Origin of the sequence: Deinococcus sp. (assembly GCF_030523985.1) — a bacterium.
In the GTDB taxonomy this organism is placed as follows: Bacteria; Deinococcota; Deinococci; order Deinococcales; family Deinococcaceae; genus Deinococcus.
The window spans coordinates 16,191-35,015 of sequence record NZ_JAUNHK010000018.1; the positions used below are offsets into that span (position 1 = coordinate 16,191).

General features: G+C 66.5%; 17 protein-coding genes and 1 tRNA gene. 7 read left to right on the forward strand and 11 right to left on the reverse strand.

The features are described from left to right. Positions 1 to 48: 48 nt before the first annotated feature. Positions 49 to 867, forward strand: coding sequence for a hypothetical protein (locus Q4C89_RS04680; RefSeq protein WP_303101442.1), 819 nt, complete (start codon positions 49 to 51; stop codon positions 865 to 867). A gap of 37 nt (positions 868 to 904) precedes the next feature. Here Q4C89_RS04680 and Q4C89_RS04685 read toward each other — a convergent pair whose 3' ends face one another. From Q4C89_RS04685 to ftsH, 5 genes are all read right to left on the reverse strand, one after another. Continuing rightward, positions 905 to 1,672 (reverse strand): DUF1990 domain-containing protein, encoded by a 768-nt coding sequence (locus Q4C89_RS04685; RefSeq protein WP_303101443.1) that lies wholly within the window; start codon positions 1,670 to 1,672, stop codon positions 905 to 907. Then, positions 1,669 to 2,268 carry a DUF1990 family protein gene (locus Q4C89_RS04690; protein ID WP_303101444.1) on the reverse strand — a complete coding sequence of 200 codons (600 nt, stop codon included), beginning with the start codon at positions 2,266 to 2,268 and terminating at the stop codon, positions 1,669 to 1,671. Before Q4C89_RS04690 ends, Q4C89_RS04685 begins: the two co-directional genes overlap by 4 nt. A gap of 282 nt (positions 2,269 to 2,550) precedes the next feature. After that, positions 2,551 to 2,627 (reverse strand) — tRNA-Met (locus Q4C89_RS04695). Positions 2,628 to 2,686: 59 nt separating this feature from the next. Then, positions 2,687 to 4,090, reverse strand: a complete 1,404-nt coding sequence (locus Q4C89_RS04700; RefSeq protein ID WP_303101445.1) for an NAD(P)/FAD-dependent oxidoreductase — start codon at positions 4,088 to 4,090, stop codon at positions 2,687 to 2,689. Positions 4,091 to 4,207: 117 nt separating this feature from the next. Continuing rightward, a complete protein-coding gene (gene ftsH, locus Q4C89_RS04705; protein ID WP_303101446.1) occupies positions 4,208 to 6,076 on the reverse strand; it encodes an ATP-dependent zinc metalloprotease FtsH in 1,869 nt (622 codons plus the stop codon). A 188-nt stretch (positions 6,077 to 6,264) separates the two neighbouring features. Between ftsH and Q4C89_RS04710 the strand changes: the two genes are divergently transcribed. After that, entirely contained in the window at positions 6,265 to 7,695 is a 1,431-nt protein-coding gene (locus Q4C89_RS04710; protein ID WP_303101447.1) for a hypothetical protein, read from the forward strand. Positions 7,696 to 8,086: 391 nt separating this feature from the next. Here the strand turns inward: Q4C89_RS04710 and Q4C89_RS04715 are convergent, their stop codons facing one another. From Q4C89_RS04715 to Q4C89_RS04735, 5 genes are all read right to left on the reverse strand, one after another. After that, positions 8,087 to 9,556 (reverse strand): aldehyde dehydrogenase, encoded by a 1,470-nt coding sequence (locus tag Q4C89_RS04715; RefSeq protein ID WP_303101448.1) that lies wholly within the window; start codon positions 9,554 to 9,556, stop codon positions 8,087 to 8,089. Then, positions 9,553 to 10,701 carry a Zn-dependent alcohol dehydrogenase gene (locus Q4C89_RS04720; RefSeq protein WP_303101449.1) on the reverse strand — a complete coding sequence of 383 codons (1,149 nt, stop codon included), beginning with the start codon at positions 10,699 to 10,701 and terminating at the stop codon, positions 9,553 to 9,555. The genes Q4C89_RS04715 and Q4C89_RS04720 overlap by 4 nt, the downstream gene beginning before the upstream one ends. Then, complete coding sequence (locus Q4C89_RS04725) at positions 10,698 to 11,090, reverse strand: SCP2 sterol-binding domain-containing protein (RefSeq protein ID WP_303101450.1); 393 nt, start codon at positions 11,088 to 11,090, stop codon at positions 10,698 to 10,700. The genes Q4C89_RS04720 and Q4C89_RS04725 overlap by 4 nt, the downstream gene beginning before the upstream one ends. A 314-nt stretch (positions 11,091 to 11,404) precedes the next feature. Beyond that, complete coding sequence (locus Q4C89_RS04730) at positions 11,405 to 12,307, reverse strand: diacylglycerol kinase family protein (RefSeq protein WP_303101451.1); 903 nt, start codon at positions 12,305 to 12,307, stop codon at positions 11,405 to 11,407. Positions 12,308 to 12,365: 58 nt separating this feature from the next. Beyond that, on the reverse strand, positions 12,366 to 13,967 hold the full coding sequence (locus Q4C89_RS04735; RefSeq protein WP_303101452.1) for an FAD-binding oxidoreductase: 1,602 nt from the start codon (positions 13,965 to 13,967) through the stop codon (positions 12,366 to 12,368). A gap of 34 nt (positions 13,968 to 14,001) precedes the next feature. Here Q4C89_RS04735 and Q4C89_RS04740 point away from each other — a divergent pair, with 34 nt between their 5' ends. The 5 genes from Q4C89_RS04740 to Q4C89_RS04760 are packed head-to-tail and all read left to right on the forward strand — an operon-like array spanning position 14,002 to position 17,116. After that, positions 14,002 to 14,346 (forward strand): hypothetical protein, encoded by a 345-nt coding sequence (locus Q4C89_RS04740; protein WP_303101459.1) that lies wholly within the window; start codon positions 14,002 to 14,004, stop codon positions 14,344 to 14,346. Between the two features lie 55 nt (positions 14,347 to 14,401). Continuing rightward, positions 14,402 to 15,967, forward strand: a complete 1,566-nt coding sequence (locus Q4C89_RS04745; RefSeq protein ID WP_303101453.1) for a glycerol-3-phosphate dehydrogenase/oxidase — start codon at positions 14,402 to 14,404, stop codon at positions 15,965 to 15,967. 30 nt (positions 15,968 to 15,997) lie between these two features. Continuing rightward, positions 15,998 to 16,327: a helix-turn-helix transcriptional regulator gene (locus tag Q4C89_RS04750; protein WP_303101454.1), complete on the forward strand. Its 330-nt coding sequence runs from the start codon at positions 15,998 to 16,000 to the stop codon at positions 16,325 to 16,327. Beyond that, complete coding sequence (locus Q4C89_RS04755; protein WP_303101455.1) at positions 16,328 to 16,720, forward strand: hypothetical protein; 393 nt, start codon at positions 16,328 to 16,330, stop codon at positions 16,718 to 16,720. It begins immediately after the preceding gene. Between the two features lie 42 nt (positions 16,721 to 16,762). Next, positions 16,763 to 17,116 carry a hypothetical protein gene (locus tag Q4C89_RS04760; protein ID WP_303101456.1) on the forward strand — a complete coding sequence of 118 codons (354 nt, stop codon included), beginning with the start codon at positions 16,763 to 16,765 and terminating at the stop codon, positions 17,114 to 17,116. Between the two features lie 78 nt (positions 17,117 to 17,194). On the opposite strand, the gene Q4C89_RS04765 is transcribed toward Q4C89_RS04760, so the two are convergent. Beyond that, complete coding sequence (locus tag Q4C89_RS04765) at positions 17,195 to 18,742, reverse strand: hypothetical protein (RefSeq protein WP_303101457.1); 1,548 nt, start codon at positions 18,740 to 18,742, stop codon at positions 17,195 to 17,197. Between the last annotated feature and the right edge of the window lie 83 nt (positions 18,743 to 18,825).

The window sequence follows — 18,825 nt, forward strand, 5'->3', positions numbered from 1 at the left end:
TGAGCCGGACAAGAACTGCTGCCCCTGCTGGCGGCCTAGCCTGAAGACATGACTTCTTCCAGTGCTTCTTCCGACCTGGCTCCCGCCGCGTTGCCGCGCCCCATTGACCTCACCTATCCCTCCAACCGCTGGGCCGTCGCCGGACTGCTCGGCGGGGTGATGCTGTCGCGTCTGCGGGGCCGCTCGTGGGTGGGCAGTGTCAGTACGGGCCTGGGTGGGTTCGCGGCCTGGGCCATCGCCCGTGAACTCGACCCCGACCACACCCAGAGCGCCAACGTCGCGCTGCCCCTCGCTCTGGCGACTTCGCTGCTGAGTGACGACCAGAGCGACGCGGCGGCCATGGGAGACATCCTGGCAGCGTTCACGGCCCTAAGCAGCACCCGCGTCCTGAGTGCCACCGTCGGGCAGGCTGCCAGCGCCAGCGACCAGGCCGCGCTGGGAGCTGCCGCGGCCATGTGCGCCGGGGCAGGCCAACGGGCCGCCGCGTTGTTGCCGGGGGCGGCGTTGACCCTGTCCAGCCGTCAGGCCGACGACCTCGCGCCCCGCAACGACTGGAGTGGGCCCGCAGCGCTGCTGGCTGCCGTCTTGCCGACCGTCGGCTCGACCCGCGCCGCCAGCCGCCAGCCGCTGTCCAGTGCCGCCATCGCCGGGGCGCTGCTGCTCGCGCCGCAACTGCTTCAGCCTGAAGCGGTGGAAACTGAAACCGACCAAGGTGACCGCACCATTTCAGCCGAACGGGTCGCGCAGTCGCGGCAGGTGGCCCTCGGCGGATTGGCGCTGGCGGCGGTTCTCGGCGGTACGCGCAGCGCCCTTCCCCTGGCGGTCGCCACCCTGAGCACGGGCCTGCGCCGCCGTCTGGCTCGCTAAACTTTCCCCGAATTGAGCGACAGGAAGAACAGGGCTTTCAGGACTTGCCCTGCTCCTGCCGCTGCTCGACATGCTCGTCAACCTGCGCCTGTACCCCTCCGGGAAGGTCGCTGGGGGCCGCCGTCTGAACCGGGGTCTGCTCGGAGGCGGGCGGTGTGGTGCGGCCCTGACGCAGCATGTCTTCCACTTGCTCCCGCGTGCGCTGCATAGAGCGGTGCGCGAAGCGGCGCTGCAAGGCCCGCCCGAACATGCGGAACCCGATGCGGTAAAAAATGTTGCTGATCTGGCCCGTCTTGGAAACGGCGTGAATCCTCATCAGCACGCGGCCCGTCGTGAGTTGCTTGTGGATGGTGAATTCGATCTGGCCCTGCTCGAAGTGGCCTTCCAGGGTGTAGTAGTTGTAGCCCCACACCTGTTCCGGCACGCCGTCGGGGGCGGTACGCTGCTCGTCGATGATGCCGCCGACGCGTACCCCAAACCAGAAATTGAGAAACAGGAAGCGGCCCCGCAGCACCATGACGCGGTCTTTGAGCGGCGTGTCGGGGACGAAGATGCCGGTAATCAGTTCGGGCGGCGGAAAGCTGTAGTTGCGCAGCACCTGCTGGGCCGCCTCGAAAGAACCGCCGGGCACGGGCGCACCGGGAGCCTCGGCAGGAAGCTCCTGCTCGTAGTCGTCAATGTGCCACCCGTTTTCGGTGGTGTACTCGCTCATGCGCGTGAGGTCGAAGCTGGCCTGCGCCTTGGCATACGCTTCCAGCCGGGCTCTCTGCGCCTCGTACAGTGGGGGACGCTCGTGGCGGCTCATTCCGCCTCCGCTTTCACCTCAGCCGGCATTTCTTCTTTCTCCAGCGTCCGCACCTGGATGTCGCCCAGGGCCTCGCCGCCGCTCTTTTCCAGCACGCGCTGGCAGAAGGTGACCCAGGTCTTTTCCTGCATCTTCTTGCCGACCCCCAGCGTGTCGTAGGTAAAGGCCACCAGTCCGTCACGCGAGGCGGCCAGCGAGCGGATTTCGAAGTGCCAGGCGTCGGCAAAATGCTCGTGCGGGGTCAGCGAAAAGCAGATGGTTCCGGCCTCGGGATGCCCTTCGAGGGTTTCGAAGGTAAAGGAGGTTTCATCCACGTCTGTCACGCGCACGTCGCCGTTCCAGGGGCCGAGAATGCGGATGCCGAACTGGTCCCCGACTTGCAGGGTTCGGGGTTCGCCCACTGTCTTCTCGAAGTCAGCCAGCAGGCCGGGGGCGTATTCCTCGATATTGAGCTTGATGTCGTCCATCAGCTCGCGTGCGCCGATGGCTGGCCTCTGAAACTCGATCCAGTAGCGGCGCTCCAGCAGGTTGTCGGCCCCGGTGCTGGCGGTCTGGGTGTCTTTTTGCTCCTCTTGCTTCTGGTCAGGTTCAGTCATGCGCCCAGTCTGCCGCCTGACGCGGCGCGGTGGTGAAAGGTGCGACTGGGGCAGGGTTAATGCAGGCGATAGGAGTCTGGGCTGAAGTTCATCATGCCTGGACCCCTGGCCTGCTCAGGACTCGGCCAAACGGACCAAAGCCGATGGTAAGGGGGACGGAGTGGCAGTCGTGTTGGGCGAGTTCAAGAATGCCGCCGCTAGGCGGTAGACGGGCGCGAGTACGCCATGTTCGCACTGGAAAACACAACACGAAAGGCCCGCATGAGTACGGGCCTTTGCTTGTGGTGGCGACAGAGAGACTTGAACTCTCGACCTCACGATTATGAGTCGTGCGCTCTAACCAGCTGAGCTACGTCGCCGTTTGGCGCGGGAGAGAATCTAGCACCCCCAGGTGAGGAAAGCAAGCCCGCAGCAGTCTTCAGGCATCGGCCAGGGCTGCCCGCGCCGCGCCTACGCCGCACATGCCGTGAATGCCGCCGCCCGGAGGCGTAGAACTGGAGCAGAGGTACACGCCGCGTACTGGCGTGCGGTAAGGCGTCAGCGACAGCACCGGACGCTTGAGCAACTGTTCTAACGTGGTTGCTCCGCCCGCCACGTCACCGCCCACAAAGACCGGGCTGAAGCGGGCCAGTTTGCTGGCGGTCGTCACGTGGCAGTCCAGCACCCGCTCCCTGAAGCCGGGGGCGAAGCGCTCCAACTGGGCTTCCACCTCGGCGCGGATGGGGCGGTCCGAGCCGTGAGGGACATGGGCATACACCCAGAACGTGTGCTGCCCCGTCGGGGCACGTGACGGGTCGAAAAGGCTATGCTGCGCGCCCAGAAGGTAGGGGCGCGGCCCGCCAGGATGGGCCTCGGAACGCACGATTTCGGCGGCGTCCGAGGCGATGTGGACGGTGGCCGAGCGCCCCAGCGCCGCGTCCCGCCAGGGCACCGGGCCACTCAGCGCATAATCGAATTTCTGCATGCCTGCGCCGTAGCGGTAGCGCGACAGAGCGGCGCGGTAGCCCGCCGGGGCACGGTCGCCCAGCAGCCTGAGCAGCACTGCCGGACTCGAATCCACCAGGGTGACGCGGGCCGGGGGCAGGTCACGCGGCGAGCGGACTTGCACGCCTGTTCGTACCTCACCCCCGAGGTATTCCAGATACCCCCGCAGCGCCTCCGCAAGCGCATGAGCGCCACCTGCCGGAAAGGGCCAGCCGACCGCGTGAGCCGTCAGCCCTAGCACCAGCGTCATGGCCGAGGTGCCGGGGGTATGCAGCGGCAAGCCGGTGTGGGCCGCCAGCCCGTTCCAGAGCGCGCGGGCCTGGGGAGTGCGGAACAGCAGCCGCCCCAGTGCGTCGGCGGGTGGCAGTGCCCTCATCCCGAAGCGTGCCAGCGTCAGCGGATGGCGCGGCACACGCGGCAGCGGGCGCAGGATGTCGTGGAGCAGCCCTTCCCAGTCGTGCAGCAGAGGAGCAAAGAGGCGGGTCCAGGCGTCTGCGTCTTCGCCAAGGCCCGCTGCGGTCGTTTCGAGGTCGCGTTCGAGGGTCACGCTGCCCCCAGCGAGGGTCTGGACTAGCGGCGCAGGCGAATGCACCCAGCGCAGCCCGAAGGCGTGCAGCGGCCACTCACGGAAGGCAGGCGAGGCCGCCGCCAGTGGGTGAATCGCCGACCCCAGATCGTGCGTGAAGCCCGGCAGGGTCAGCGGCGCACTGCTGAGTCCTCCGCCAACTTGATGGTGCTGTTCGAGCACCTGTACCCGCCAGCCTGCCCGCGCCAGCGTGATGGCTGCCGCCAGTCCGTTGGGACCGGCACCGACGACAACGGCGTCCAGGGAAGGCATGAAACCACTATAGGCCGCCCGCCCCGCCCACTGTTCCCGAGGCGGTGCCTGCCACAGCGCTATAAATGAAAACCCCCTCCGCCAGGTAGCGGAAGGGGGGCTTTTCTTGCCGGATGCTCAGGCCATCGGTTTGGTCAGGACGACGGCTTCCTGCTGCTTCACGCGGGCCACGGCTTCGCGCACCACGTCGCCCGTGATGAGTTCCTGGCTCAGCAGCGCCTCGGCCACCTCGTGCATGGCCTGCTTGTACTCGGTGATGATGCTGCGCGAACGCTCGTAGGCGGCGCTCAGGATGCGCTTGACATCCTCGTCCACCAGTTGCGAGGTGTGTTCGCTGAACATCTTGGGTTTCGCCATGTCTTCACCCAGGAAGACCGGGCCGGAGTCGGTCGAGAGCGCCATGTTCTTGAAGTTCTCGCCCATGCCCCATTCCAGCACCATCTTGCGGGCGATGTTGGTGGCCTTGCGGAAGTCGTCGGCGGCCCCGCTGGTGACACTGCCCATGAAGACTTCCTCGGCGGCGCGGCCCCCCAGGGCCACAACCAGCTGGTTTTCCAGGCGCTCCTTGCTCATCAGCACCTGCTCTTCGGGCAGATAGAACGCCGCGCCCAGTGCCCGACCACGCGGGATGATGCTGACTTTTTGCAGTTTGTCGCTGCCCGGAATCACGGCGGCGGTCACGGCGTGGCCCGCTTCGTGGTAGGCGATGGCCTTCTTCTCGGCGTCGCTGACGGTCAGCGAGCCGTTTTCCAGGCCCAGGGTGATCTTGTCGAGTGCCCGGTAAAAGTCGCTCATGTCCACCTGGGTCTTGCCGACCCGCGCCGCTTCCAGGGCGGCCTCGTTGGTCACGTTCTTGAGGTCGGCGCCGCTGAAATAGGGCGTGCTCTTGGCGATTTCCTCGACATCCACGCCTTCGCCCAGGGGCTTGTTCTTGAGGTGCACCTTGAGGATGGCCTCGCGCTCTTTGAGATTGGGCAGGTCGATGGTCACCTGACGGTCGAAGCGGCCCGGACGCAGCAGCGCGGGGTCGAGCACGTCGGGGCGGTTGGTCGCCGCCAGCACGATCACGCTGCTGGACTTATCGAAGCCGTCCATCTCGGACAGAATCTGGTTGAGGGTCTGCTCGCGCTCGTCGTGGCCGCCGCCGATGCCCGCACCACGCTTGCGCCCGATGGAGTCGATTTCGTCAATGAAGATGATGGCGGGCGCGCTCTTGCGGGCATCCTCGAACAGCGTCCGCACGCGGCTCGCGCCCACGCCCACGAACATTTCCATGAATTCCGAGGCGCTGACCGAGAAGAACGGCACGTCGGCCTCGCCTGCCACGGCGCGGGCCAGCAGCGTCTTACCCGTTCCGGGAGGGCCGACCAGCAGCACGCCCTTGGGAATTTCCGCGCCGATCTGGTGGTACTTGGCGGGGTTTTTCAGGAAGTCCACGACTTCGATAAGTTCCTTCTTGGCTTCCTCGTGGCCCGCCACGTCGGTGAACTTGGTGGGCACGCGGTTTTCCTTGCCGTACTTCTTGGCCTTGCTCTGCCCGAACTGCATCACGCCGCTCTGACCGCCCTGGGCACGGGCGAAGAAGAAGTACATCATGCCGAACAGCAGGATGATGGGCAGGAAGTTGACGACCAGCGAGAGCCACTGGCTGGGCGCGGCGAACTGGTAGTCCACGCCTTTTTCTTCCAGTTGAGGAATCAGGCTCGAGTCGGGGATGGCGCGGTTGGCGGGCAGGCGCACCGTCAGGTCCTTGGCCTCGCGCTGGGCGGGACCCTGAGCCGTGATGACGTTGACCTGACCGGGAGCTTTCAGAGTGACAGTCGCCACGTCGTCACGTGCGGTCACGCGCTCCACACGGCCTTGACCGACCAGAGACTTGAACTCGCTATAACTGACGGTATAACGCCCGCTGCCCGGCATGTTCGAGAACATCAGAAACAGGCCGAGAACGAGCAGAACGATAATCCAGGGATTCAGGCGCTTCAACAGGGGGCCTCCGAGGGCAAAAAGAGTCGGACTGGGAAAAAAGAAAAAAGAGGGGCGCGGTGCGCCATAACTTGAGTGTACCAGACTCAAGGTGGGGGCGCGTATTCCGGCTCACATGTGTTCTTTGGGTGCGCTTGAGCTTTTGGTCACGGACTTTTCGGCCCGCAGCCCGGCTACACTACGAGGCGATGATTTCTGTGGATGCCGCCTGGGAACAGGTCAAAGAGGCTCTGTCGAGTGACGATTACGTGGGTGCTTTCGACACACTGGAGCAGGCCATCGCCCAGGCCCGGCCCCCGGTGCAGGCCGAACTGGCGCTGCGGCTGGCGCACCTGCATTCGCTCTACGGCGAGTCGGGCCAGGCCGACCTGCGCCGCGCCCTGGACGGGGCCTACGAACTGCTTCCGGCGCTGAGGCAAGCGCCCCTGGCCCGCGCCCTGGAAGCCGAATACGCGGCGCGGGGAGCGGCGGGACAGGGCACGCCCGCCGCGCTGCCCGTCAGCCTTTCCCAGCTGGCACAGTCCGAACTGGCCCAGGACGCCGACCCGCTGGTGCGCTATCACGTCCTGTGCGCTCTGGCCCTGAGCGAGCAGCCCCAGGCCGCGCTGGACATGGACCTGCCCACCGCCGAGTTGCCGCTGCATCTGCGCTGGCGACTGCGCTCCTGGCAGGCCGACGCGCATGAGGCGCTGGGCCAGAGCCAGGATGCCGCGCTGCTGTACGCCGAAGCCGCCCACCTGACCAGTGGTCTGAACCGGGCGGTCATGTTGCAGGAACAGGCCGCGCTGCTGCTGCACCAGGGCGAATTTGCCGAGGCCGAACAACTGCTGAAGCGGGCCAGGGCGCTGTATACCGGGCAGCATCCCGACGAGGGCCTGAATCTGGCGACATGGTCGTACCTGATGGCACAGGTGCAGCTCAATCTGGGTCAGGCCGAAGCCGCCCAGGAGAGCATCCGCGAGGCGGCGCGGCTGGAAGGGCTGCACGGCGACCCCAGCTACGGCGTGGCGCTGGTGCAGGGACAGGTGCTGAGTCATCTGGGCCGCCTGGACGAAGCCCTGACCGCCTTTGGACAGGCGCTGGCCCGCGCCACCGACGCTGACCGTCCCTACGCCAACCACGAAATGGGCGTGGCGCTGCTCGACCTCGACCGTCCCGTGGAGGCCCGCGAAAAACTGGAAGAGGTGCTGGCGGTGGCGGAATACCCCTTTCACCCCGAAGTGCTGGCGGATGTCGCGGAGTGTGACTACCGCCTAGGCCGACTCCCCGAAGCGCAATTGACCGCCGAGCAAGCGCTGGCGCAGGGAGCCGTGGTGCCCGCCAGCGTGGTGCTGGGCAACGTGGCGCTGGATTATTACCGCCTGGACGAAGCCCTGGAACACTACGAACGGGTGGTGCGCGAGGCCGCGCCTGGCAGCCGTGACTGGGTCATCGGGCACCAGATGGCCGCCGATGTGATGGCGCAGCAGAATTTCCCCCACCCCGCCGCGGCCTATGCCCACGCGCAGCAGGCACTGGAACACACCCCCGAAAGCGACGACTGGTACATCACCTTGCAGGACTACCTGACCCGCGCCGGGGCGCTGATGGGCGGGTCGAGCGGCAGAATGCTGAACTGACGGGGAGGGGAGAGGGTGGAGAGTGTAGGGGTTGGGTTTGAACTCTCCGATCTCCTCCCTCTGTTCTGGCGGGTTATAGATGACGCGCGAACTTCGTCACGATTTTCGGCCTTCCGCAAGAAAGGTAGAGGACGGAAAACGTCGTCATAGCCGATCTGGGTTTTCTCATCTTTGCCGATCACCTTGCTGACGACTTAACACGTTGTCTACAGGTGCCGAGCCGTATGACGTACCTGAAAGGACGAGCCTACCCCAATCCGCGAAGAAGAGGGTGCTGTGGACGGCGGCTTTGGTAACCCCGTGACTGCTGCGGCGCAAGCGGCCCTGAGCTGTCGCTTGAAGGTTCCGCCCACTCAAGGCCAACTGTGCCTGACCGGGACGCTGCTGAGCGTCAAAACATCTGGATCGGCGTGTCGTTGAGGTCCACGATGATGCTCTTGGTTTCCAGGTACGGCTCCAGCGCCTGTGGCCCCAGCTCGCGCCCCACGCCGCTTTGCCCGAAGCCGCCGAATGGCAGGGTGGGCGAGAGAATCTGGTAGGTGTTGACCCAGACCGTGCCCGCCCGCAGGTCACGGGCAAAGCGCATGGCCCGCTTGATGTCGGCTGTCCAGACCGCCCCGGCCAGCCCATACAGGGTGCTGTTGGCGATGCTCAGGGCTTCTTCTTCGGTGTCGAAGGGAATGACGCTCAGCACCGGGCCAAAGATTTCCTCGGTGGCAATCGGCATCTCAGGGGTCACGTCGGCAAACACCGTCGGCGGCACGAAATAGCCCTGGCCGCTGATGTCTTGCCCGCCCGTGAGCAGCCTTGCGCCGCACGCCTGGCCCTGCTGTAGGTAGCCGCGCACCCGCTCGTACTGCTCCCGGCTGACCACTGGGCCGATGTCGCTGGTGAAGTCGTCCGCCGGACCAGTGGTCAGGCCCTCTACGCGCTCCCGCAGCCGCTCCAGAAAAGTGTCGTAGATGCCGCGCTGCACCAGCACCCGCGACCCGGCCTGACAGACCTGACCACTGTTCAGGAAAATGCCGAACATCGCGCCCGACACGGCCTGTTCCAGGTCAACATCGTCGAAGAAGATGTTGGCGCTCTTGCCGCCCAGTTCCAGGGTCACGCGCTTGAGGTGTTCGGCGGCGGCGCGGGAGATGTGTTTGCCTGTCTCGGTGGCCCCCGTGAAGGCAATTTTGGGCACGCCGGGGTGCGCCACCAGCGCTTTGCCCGCCTCATCACTGCCAGGAATGACCGCCAGCATCCCCTCCGGCACGCCTGCCTCATGCAGCACTTCGGCCAGCAGCAGCGCGGTAAAAGGGCTTTGGGGCGCGGGTTTGAGGATGCACGGGCACCCCGCCGCGAGGGCCGCGCCCACCTTCCAGACGGGCATCAGCAGCGGAAAATTCCAGGGCGTAATCAGGCCCGCCACGCCGACAGGCTGCTTGACCGTCATGGAGAAATACTCGCCCTGCGGCCCGGCGAGGCTGAAGGGCGCGGTGACGCCCCCCGGCTGCGGAATCAGCGTGCCGAAGTAGTCCAGGGCGCTCGCTGCCATCGGCACTTCCATCCAGGCGGCAAAGTTCAAGGTCATGCCCATTTCGGCACTCATCACGGCGCTGAAGTCGTCGGCCCGTTCGCGCAGCAGCTCGGCGGCGCGGCCCAGCGTGCGGGTGCGTTCCAGCGGATCCATGCCCGTCCAGCGCTTGTCCTCAAAGGCGGCCTGGGCTATCCGCACCGCCTCGTCTATGTCGGCGGCGCGGCCCTCTACGCTGTGGCCCAGCACCTGCGCGGTGGACGGGTTGACGACTTCCAGCACATCCGGGCGTTCCTGAAATTTTCCGTCCAGAAAAAGGACGCGCTCGTGCAATTTCATGCTTCTCCTCCCGACCCCTGCTGGCCCATCACGATGACGGCCCGGCGCACCTCGCCGCGTTCCAGCGCCTCCAGCGCCTCGGGCAACTCTTCCAGGGCAAAGCGGTGGCTGATGAGTTCTTCGATTCTCAAGTCGCCCTGGCGGTAGTACTCCAGCAATCTGGGAAAATCGGTGTCCGCCACCGCCTGCCCGTACCAGCTTCCGGTGATGTGCTTGGCCTCGGCGGGCAACGCGAAGGCGCTCAGCTCCACGTTCACGCCCATCTTCGCCACCCCCACCACCACGATTTGCCCGGCCTTGCGGGTGATGCCGTAGGCGAGCTGGATGGTCTCGGGACGCCCCACCACCTCGAAGGCGTCGTCCACGCCCAGGCCGTCGGTGAGGTCGAGCACGGCGCTGATGGGGTCGCCCAACTGGGCCGTGGCGATGGTGTGGGTCGCCCCGAAGCGCCTGGCGTCGTCCAGTTTGCGCTCGTCGTGGTCCATCGCAATGATTTGCGACGCCCCGGCGAGTCTGGCCCCCTGAATCACGTTGAGGCCCACCCCACCGCAGCCGATGACCGCCACCCGCCGCCCCGGCGTTAGCCCCGCCGACTTGAGGGCCGCGCCCACGCCAGTCATGACCGCGCAGCCGGTGATGGCGGCGACCTCGAACGGCACGTCCTTGCCGATGGGCACCACCCCCTTTTCGGGGACGACGGTGTATTCCGCGAGGCAGGAGGTCTGGCTGAACATGTAGAGGTCTTCGGTGTCTCCGTCCTGACCGGGGCGGGAAAACGGCGTCGTGCCGTCCGGCAAGGTGCCCAGGGTTGCCAGCATGAAGGCGTGGTCGCACATATCAGGCCGTTCGTGCTGGCAGAAATAGCACTCGCCGCACGAGGGCACCCAGCTGAAAATGACGTGGTCGCCCACGCTCACGCGTGTCACGCCCTCGCCCACCGCCTCCACGATTCCGGCCCCCTCGTGGCCCAGCACCAGCGGCATCGTCTGGGGAATGACGCCGCGCACGGCACTCAGGTCGGAGTGGCACACGCCCGCCGCCATCACCTTCACGCGCACCTGACCCTCGGCGGGGTCGGCCAGCGTCACGGTTTCGATGCTGGGCATCACGTTTTCTTCGTTCAGTACGGCGGCGCGGACTTTCATGGCAGGTCTCCGGCGCGGCCTTTTTCGGTCATCACGTCACGGTAGATCTCGTAAAGCGGCGGCATCAGCGGCAGGAGCTTGAGGGCACCCGCGATGCTGCCCGTCGCCTTGATTTGCCCGCGTGAAAGGGCCTGCGGCACATTCAGCTTGCCCGACCAGAAGCGGTGGCCCACGTCGGCGTGGAGGGCGAACGTCACGTCGGGCGTGGGGCCACCCTCACCGAAGTGGACGCCGATGGTCTGGCCTGCGGGCGGGTTTTTGCCGTCCATCACCAGACGCAGCTCGGGGCCTTCGTACACGAACGCCACGGTGAGGCCCGCTTTGGCCAGTCCCTTGGCAGTGGCGGTGTCTTGCCCGCGCTCCAGGACGGCGGCGAGAACGTCTTGCATCTCCTGCGTATTCGCAAATGTTGGCATAGCCCAAACTAACGGTGGCGCAGGGCCAAAAGAAGGCAACTGGTTGACAGGGGCAGAGCCTTGTACGGATTCCGCTCCATTCCGCCACAGTCGGGAAAGAGCCGCCTATGGCAACCCGCGCTTACAGCGGGCCTCCGAAGCGGTTCCATCGGCCCTGCGCGGTTCCATACCGCGAAATCCATATCCTTTCCTCCTCCTTCTTGGGCAGAACGGACTCGCTTGAGCAAGCCTGCCCGCTTCCAGTCGGATTTCATCCCCCAGCGTGGGGGATTCAATCGGAATTCATATCAGCCCAGCACCCGCACCGCACGCGGCTGGACGGTAATAGTGCAGGGCAGCGTGGCGATGAGGTCACCGTCACCGTAAACAGCCACCGGGCGGTCTGCGTCCAGCACGACTTCCTGCCCACGCGTAAGGGTCAGGTACGGGAAGCGCAGGTGCGTGCCGGAATAAATGGACGCCAGAATCCGGGGAAACTGCCAGTGTGGGGCCGGGCCGATGCTCAGCACATCAAGCAGCCCGTCGCTGAGGTCGGCACCGGGACACATCTGCATGCCGCCGCCGAAGCGCCCGGAGTTGCCCACCAGCACGTCCCAGCCCCTGAACTGCTGCACCACGCCGTCTATCTGCACTCGGAAGGTGATGGGCCTGAACCCGGCGAACGTCAGGACGCCGCTGAAGGCATAGACGGGCGGCCCGGACAGCCAGCGCAGGGCGTTGGCCCGCTCGTTTGCCAGCGGGGTAAAGCCCGCCCCGGCGATGCCGAAAAAGGGCCGCCCGTTTGCGAAACCGAGGTCCAGCCTACGCTCGGGCGCGAGATGCAGGCGACTGGCCGCCACCCGCGGGTCTTTAGGAATACCCAGCAAAGCCGCGAGGTCGTTGGCGCGGCCTCCCGGCAAAGGAGCCAGTAGCGCCCCGCTGCGCCTGACCCCGGCAGCCACGCGGGGCATCAGCCCGTCACCGCTGAGCATCGCTACCACGTCGCCCGGCCCGGCGTCCAGCGCCAGTTGCTCGGCGTGCGCCGGACTGAGGGTGCGCGTTACGCTGAGGTGCCAGCCTGCCGTTCGCAGGGTGTCTTCCACCTGCTGGGCCACCTGGCCCGCCCGCCCCCGGCCTGCTTCGGGGTTGATGAGAAGGTGCAAGCGGCCCGTGCGTGGCGGGTCGTCGGAAAAAGCCTGAGCGTCGGTCACAGGAAGTGCCTCCAGAGGGGTGGTGTGAGGAGTGGGTCGGGAGCAAAGAAGTGGGCCTTCAATCCTGCTCGGCCAGCAACTTGCCCGGATTGAGAAGCCCCTGCGGGTCGAGTTCCCGCTTGACCGCTTTCAGGAGGCCCAGCCCCAGGTCGCCCACCTCACTCGCCAGTTCCTCGCGGTGGGCGGTGCCGACGGCGTGGTGGTGCGTGATGGTCGCGCCGCTGTCCAGAATGGCCTGGCCTGCCGCCCGCTTGACCGCTTCCCACTGCGCCAGCGGGTCAGCTGCCTCCTTCGAGAGGAAGGTGTAGTACAGCGAGGCCCCCGCCGCGTAGACGTGCGAGACATGGCACTGCACCACAGCGGGCGTTCCCATCTCCCGCAGGGTGCCTGCAATCGCCTGCCCGACGGCCTGATAGGTTCCTTCCAGGCGTGCCCAGGTGGTGGCCGTTTCCAGCGTTTCGACAAAGAGGCCGTGGCCCATCAGGTCGTCGCGCAGGTAGGGGCCGGAAAAACGCCCCTGCTCCCATTTCTCCGCGACCAGGGCAGGCAGCCGCAGACCACCGTGCCGCGCCAGCACCCGCTCGCTCTGGGCTTTGCGCCACTCCAGGGCGGCGGCGTCGTTGCCTTCCCACAGAAAAATGGCGAGGCAGGGCGCTTTTTGCCCACGCAGCGCCGCGTACTTCTGAAGGGCCGCCCCCGCCTGACCCGCCAGGGCCAGTGTGACCCGCGTTTCTTCGCTGTCCGAGAGGCGGCACACGTCCGGCATCAGGTGATGACCGAGGTGCTGGGCCAGTTCCCGCAGCGCCGCAGCGGCGGCGTGAAAGCTGGAAAAGCTCCAGCAGGCGCGGCGTTTGTCCGAGGGCAGGCGGTGAATCCGCACGGTCGCCTCGGTAATCACGCCAAACGCGCCTTCGCTGCCCACCATCAGGTCGAGCAGTTTCGGCCCCGCAGCCGAGGCGGGCGAGCGGCCCCCGGCCACCAGCACGCCCCTGGGCGTCACCACCCTGGCCCCCAGCACGTTTTCGTCCACCCGGCCATACCCGGTGCTGGCCTGCCCCGCCGAGCGGGTCGCCACGTAGCCGCCGATGGTGGCCTGCTGGTGGCTCTGCGGATAATGGCCGAGCGTAAAGCCGTAGGGCTGAAGGGCCGCCTCCGCCTCCGGGCCGCGCATTCCTGCGCCAAAAGTGGCGACTTCGCTCTGCGGGTCAAGGTGAACGAGCCTGTTCAGGCGGCGCAAATCGAGGCTCACCGCTGCCCGCTTGCCGCCGCGTGCCCCCTCCACGCCCCCCACGACGCTGGTGCCGCCGCCAAAGGGAATCAGGGCCAGGTCATGCGCCGCGCAGATGTCCATGACGACCTGCACTTCGCCCTCGTCGGCGGGAAACACCACCACGTCAGGGGCGTGTGCCCCGTCGCCCTGCCGCGCCCGGTAGAGGTCGGGGTAACTCTTGCCGCCCAGATGTTCGGCCAAATCCTGACGTTCCCGCGAAACGTGCGCCTCTCCAAGGGCCTCCCGCAGGGCGGTCAGGGCGGCCTGGCTCAGGCGGCTCCCGGGCAGCTTCAGGTTCCCCAGCGGCACCGGGCGCTCAGGCAGCAGCCGGGGCTGTGCCCCTATCTCGCGGGTCAGAAATCCCCAGCTCCGCTCATCGAGGCCGTGCACCTTCGCGGGGTCGCCCCAGCCGTTCCAGACCGGGCTGGAGCGCCTGGTTGCCAGCGTGCTGTACGCCGTTCACGCCCTGGCTGAGGCTCCGCTGACCACCGCCCTGCGCCGCCATGACCCTGACCTGCTGCTGCCCTACCTCTTTGACCGCCACGGCAGCAACCAGAACCGGATTCGCGCCCTGCTCGAAGACCTCATCCGCGAGGGTCAGGCCGACGGCACGGTGCGCCCCACCTCGCCGTCTACCGCCTCGCTGGTGCTGCTGCATGCCCTTCAGGACTTCGTGATTTCCTCGGAAATCGTCCGGAAGGAACTGGCCTGGGACGAACTGCGGGGCGAACTGGAACGCCTGGTGCGCGGCTACCTGAGCGTGGGGTAGGTTGCCGCGCCAGAGTCAATCTTCTGCCCCCCCTGCGCCCTCCAAAGGAGACCCGATGCCCGCATTTTCCCCCCGAACCACGACCTTCGACGCGGCCCACCGCAGGGCTGCCCTGCGCCGCCTGTCCAGCGAACCCTACGACGTGATTGTGATTGGCGGCGGTGTGACCGGCGCGGGCGTGGCCCTCGACGCCGCCAGCCGTGGCCTGAAAACGGCGCTGGTCGAGCGGGTGGATATCGCCGCCGGGACGAGCCGCTGGAGTTCCAAACTGGTTCACGGGGGCCTACGCTACCTCGCCAAGGGCGACATCGGCGTGGCGTGGGAATCGGCCAGCGAGCGCGGGGCGCTGATGACCACCATCGCGCCCCACCTGTGCCGCCCCGCCGCCTTCGTGGTGCCGCTCGACGCCGTGACCAGCGACGTGATGGGCGGGCTGACCGGAGCCGGAACCGTGGTCGGCAACGCGCTGCGCCTGGCGAGCCGCACCCCGGGCCGATTGCTGCCGCCCCCCACCTTCCTGAGTGCCAACGACGCGCTGCTGCACGTGCCCTGCCTCGACGCCGAACACCTGCGCGGCGCGGTGCTGTACTGGGACGGTCAGATTGAGGACGATGCCCGGCTGGTGCTGAACATCGTGGCGACGGCGCGTTCCTTCGGGGCCGACATCGTGACCCGCTGCGCGGCGAGCGAGGTGAGCGCGGATTCGCTGACGCTGACGGACACCCTGAGCGGCCACAGCTTCCGCGCCCACGGTCAGGTCATCAACGCCGCCGGAGTCTGGGCCACCGAACACGAAAGCCGCCTGACCATCACGCCGAGTCGCGGCTCTCACCTCGTGGTGCGTTCGGAAACGCTCGGGATGCCGCGTGCGGTGTTCACGGCTCCGGTGCCGGGGCACTTCGGGCGGTATGTCTTCGGGATGCCGCAGCCGGACGGACTGACCTACATCGGCCTGACCGATGAAGCGGCCCCCGGAGCCGACGGCATAGCCCCACCCGTGCCCCCGGAAGACGAAGCCTTCCTGCTGGAAACGGTCAACCGCGTGCTGCGCGTGCCGCTGACCCCTGCCGACATCGTGGGGCGCTTCGCCGGACTGCGGCCCCTGGCGACCCTGGCAAGCGGGGAAGGCAAGACGGCGGACATCTCCCGCAAACACCTCCTGCTGGCCGATGCGGGGCACCCCATCACCATCGCGGGCGGCAAGCTGACCACCTACCGCCGCATGGCACAGGACGCCGTGGACGCGGCATGTGCCCGGCTGGGCCGTGAGGAAAAGTCGCGCACCCGCCGGATTCCGCTGGTCGGCGCGGCGTCGGCAGACGTGCTGCGGAACGTGCCCGCGCCCGCCCGACTGGTGCGGCGGTACGGCACGCTGGCCCCGCAGGTCTGGGCGCTGACCCGGGAGTGGCCCTGGCTGAGCGAACCCGTGGCCCCCGGCTGCCCCACCATCGGCGCAGAATTTGCTTATGGGGTGCTGGCCGAGGGTGCCCTGACTTCGGAAGACCTCGTGGAGCGGCGCACCCGCGTGAGCATGGTCGAAGCCGACCTGGAGGCCGCCCGCGACACCGCTGAGCGCGTGCTGGCCACGGTGGGCGACCACGGGGCGGCGGTGCCCGCCTGATGGTGCCCGCCCGATGACGGTGTTGGCCTGATGAATACGCTGGCGGCGGCCCTGTGCGCCCACCGCGCGGCCCTGGGGCTGACCCAGGCGGGGCTGGCGCGGCAGGCTGGCTGCACCCGGCAGTATGTGGCGCAACTGGAACGCGGCGAGCGGACGCAGCCCTCGGCGGCCATCAGCCTGGGCCTGTGCCGGGCGCTGGGGCTGCGCGGAGCCGAAAAGCACGCTTTTTTGTTGCTGTGCGGCCACCCGGAAAGCGAACCCTCCCCCCGTGATGTCGGCCCGGTAGATGCGGTGGCGGCCAATCTACTCCACCTGATTCCGGCCCCCGCCCTCCTGCACGACGGCACCTGGCACATCTGAATGCTCAACGCACCTGCCCAGGCCCTTTTAGGAGAGCTGGGCTTTACTGTGCGGCCCGGCGTGTCCCTGCTCTCGCTGGTCTTCGCCGAGAAGCACCGCGACCACTTTCCGGCCTGGGAGCCTTGGGCACGCTACGTGCTGGCCCAGTTTAAGCGCGACAGCCTGAGCCTGAGCCACACGCCTGCCCACGCCGAACTGCTGCGCGAACTGCGTGCCCTGCCGGACTTCTCGCGGCTCTGGCGTCACGTCACCCCTGCCCAGGACGGCGCGCCGCTGATGCCGATTCGTTACGCTCCGCCCCAGGCCCCGCACCTGACCTTCATGCTGGCGCGGGTGCAGTTTGTGGGGACACCGGAACTCTGGGGCATCGTGTTTCTGCCGGAGGAGGGATGAAGTCGCCTCAATTTCGGGTCGCCGGGGTTGAGCAGCGGTAACTTGGCACTCGGCTTCCGGGGGCGTCAAGTATCCCAGGCTTCAAACAACGGGCATATTCAGCTCAACCAGACCGAAGTGCCGCTCGTCGCGGGCCAGAAATGCACCCTGACGTTTACGGGCAGGGCCAGCAGTCCCCGCAGCGTAGCCGTCGTGGTTGGGGAAAACGCGGGCAGCTTTGCCCGTTCTCTGGATGCCAAAGCCGATTTAATGCCGACTGGAAAAGAGTTCTCCTATACGTTCACTGCGCGAGTCACCAACCCTTCCGCGCAATTGCAGATTTCGGGTGCCGTTGGTGAACCAGGTGAGTCCTACAGCCTCAGCTTCAGGGATTTCCACTTGGTCCCCGTCAATTGAGGCAACCTGAACCTCTGCTGGCCTGAAAAGAAGTGGTCCTCCTGGCGCTGAGTCCAGATGAAACCTTCACCTGCCGATTCATTGGCCGGTCAGGTTACAGGTTCCACCCGTTGGCATGGGCATGGCCTCGCTATTCGGGGCCTTGAAGAGGAGACCTGACGCTTCGTTCTTCCCTTCCTCGGTGAGGAAGCAGGCCAGGACGGAGCCGTCCTGCTGCTGCAGCGCGACCATCTTGAGTCCGTTTTGCACCAGCAGTCCGGCGGTGATCGTTGTGCCGTTCACCAGTGCCGTGCCGACCAGCCCTTGACCGCCGCCCTCCTGCGTGGGTTGTCGCAGATCAAGGACGCCGGACACATCACCGATCTTGAATTTCGCCTTCGGAAGCCAGGTCGGCCAGGGGCCAGCGGGAGCCGTTGCGACCGTCGTCGGGGCCACAGGGGTCGGCTTGGCATTGACCGGTTCGGTGACTGGTGTCCCAGCCCGGCCTGCAGGAGCGCCCGGCACGGCACTGGTCACGGCCGCAGGCACGCCACTTTTCCAGGCGGGGGGAAGCGCACTTTGTCCCGTCCACCAGCTCAGTCGGTACCCCTGGAGGAAACTCACTTGCCTGAACACTGGTTCGCCGTCCGCATCTTTGAGCAATTCGAATGATCCGGCGGCTGGGTCCACATAACCGAGATAACGCCCGTACCCGCTCCCCCTGGAATACAGCAGCCCCAGCAGACGGCTGTCCGGCGAGAAGGCCATGGCTGTGATCTGGTAGTCGCCTGGAATGGGGAGGCGCTTGAGGTCACGGCCCGACGTGTCCGTCAACACGATCTGGTTGCCGCGCAGCATAGCCACCTGTTTGCCGTCCGGGCTGACCACGGGGGTGTTCGACGGTTCCTGAACGAACAGCCCCTTCTTCCTCAGGTTCGTGTCGTAGACGTACAGGAGCTTATCTTCCGGGTTGGGAATCAGGTAAGTGCCGTCGGGCAGGAACGCAGGCAGGTCACGCGGCAGGGTGATGTAATGGCTCGCTTCGGCGTCCGGAAGTTGGGCCAGCTCGCGGCCATCCGGTGCCATCAGCCGCCAGCGGGGTGGAGAGAAACTCCCTTCGGTGGGTAGAGGAGCGACCAGGAGGCGTGTCCCGTCGGGCGAAAGGCTCAGAAAGGCACCTTCCTCGGCGAAGCCTGTCTTCCACGACAGGCCATTGATGCGGGTGAGCACCTGCCCCTGATCTTTGGCGATCACGAGCTGGTTGCTCAGTGCATAAGCCATCAATCCGCCCGGCAGACGCTGCAGACCGTCGCCCTGACTGCTCCAGATGGTCTTACCCGTACGGGCATCAATGTCTTCTACTTCGCCGCCCACGGAGACGGTCAGCACTCCATTGACATTGGGATTAGGCACAGTGGCCTTCGGTTTGGGTGTCGTTTGACCGGCTGGTGTCGCGGCGGTGTTGGGCTGATTCGCCGTAGCGCCCGTGGTCTTTCCCTTGCCTTTCCTGAGAAAGCACTCGGTGGGGAGGTCCGGAAGGTCGAAGGCAAAGACCGGCCCGTCCTTACTCACTTGGTATCCACTGAATTTTTGATTGCTCGTGTCGGCCAGGCTGCCTGCGAACTTGACTTTTCCGGCCTGATCCACGCTGTATGTGCCACCGGCGTACGGTTTATACGGCGATTAGGGGTTGACAAATCGGGGTGGGGTGTGGAAAGGGGATGAGGTGT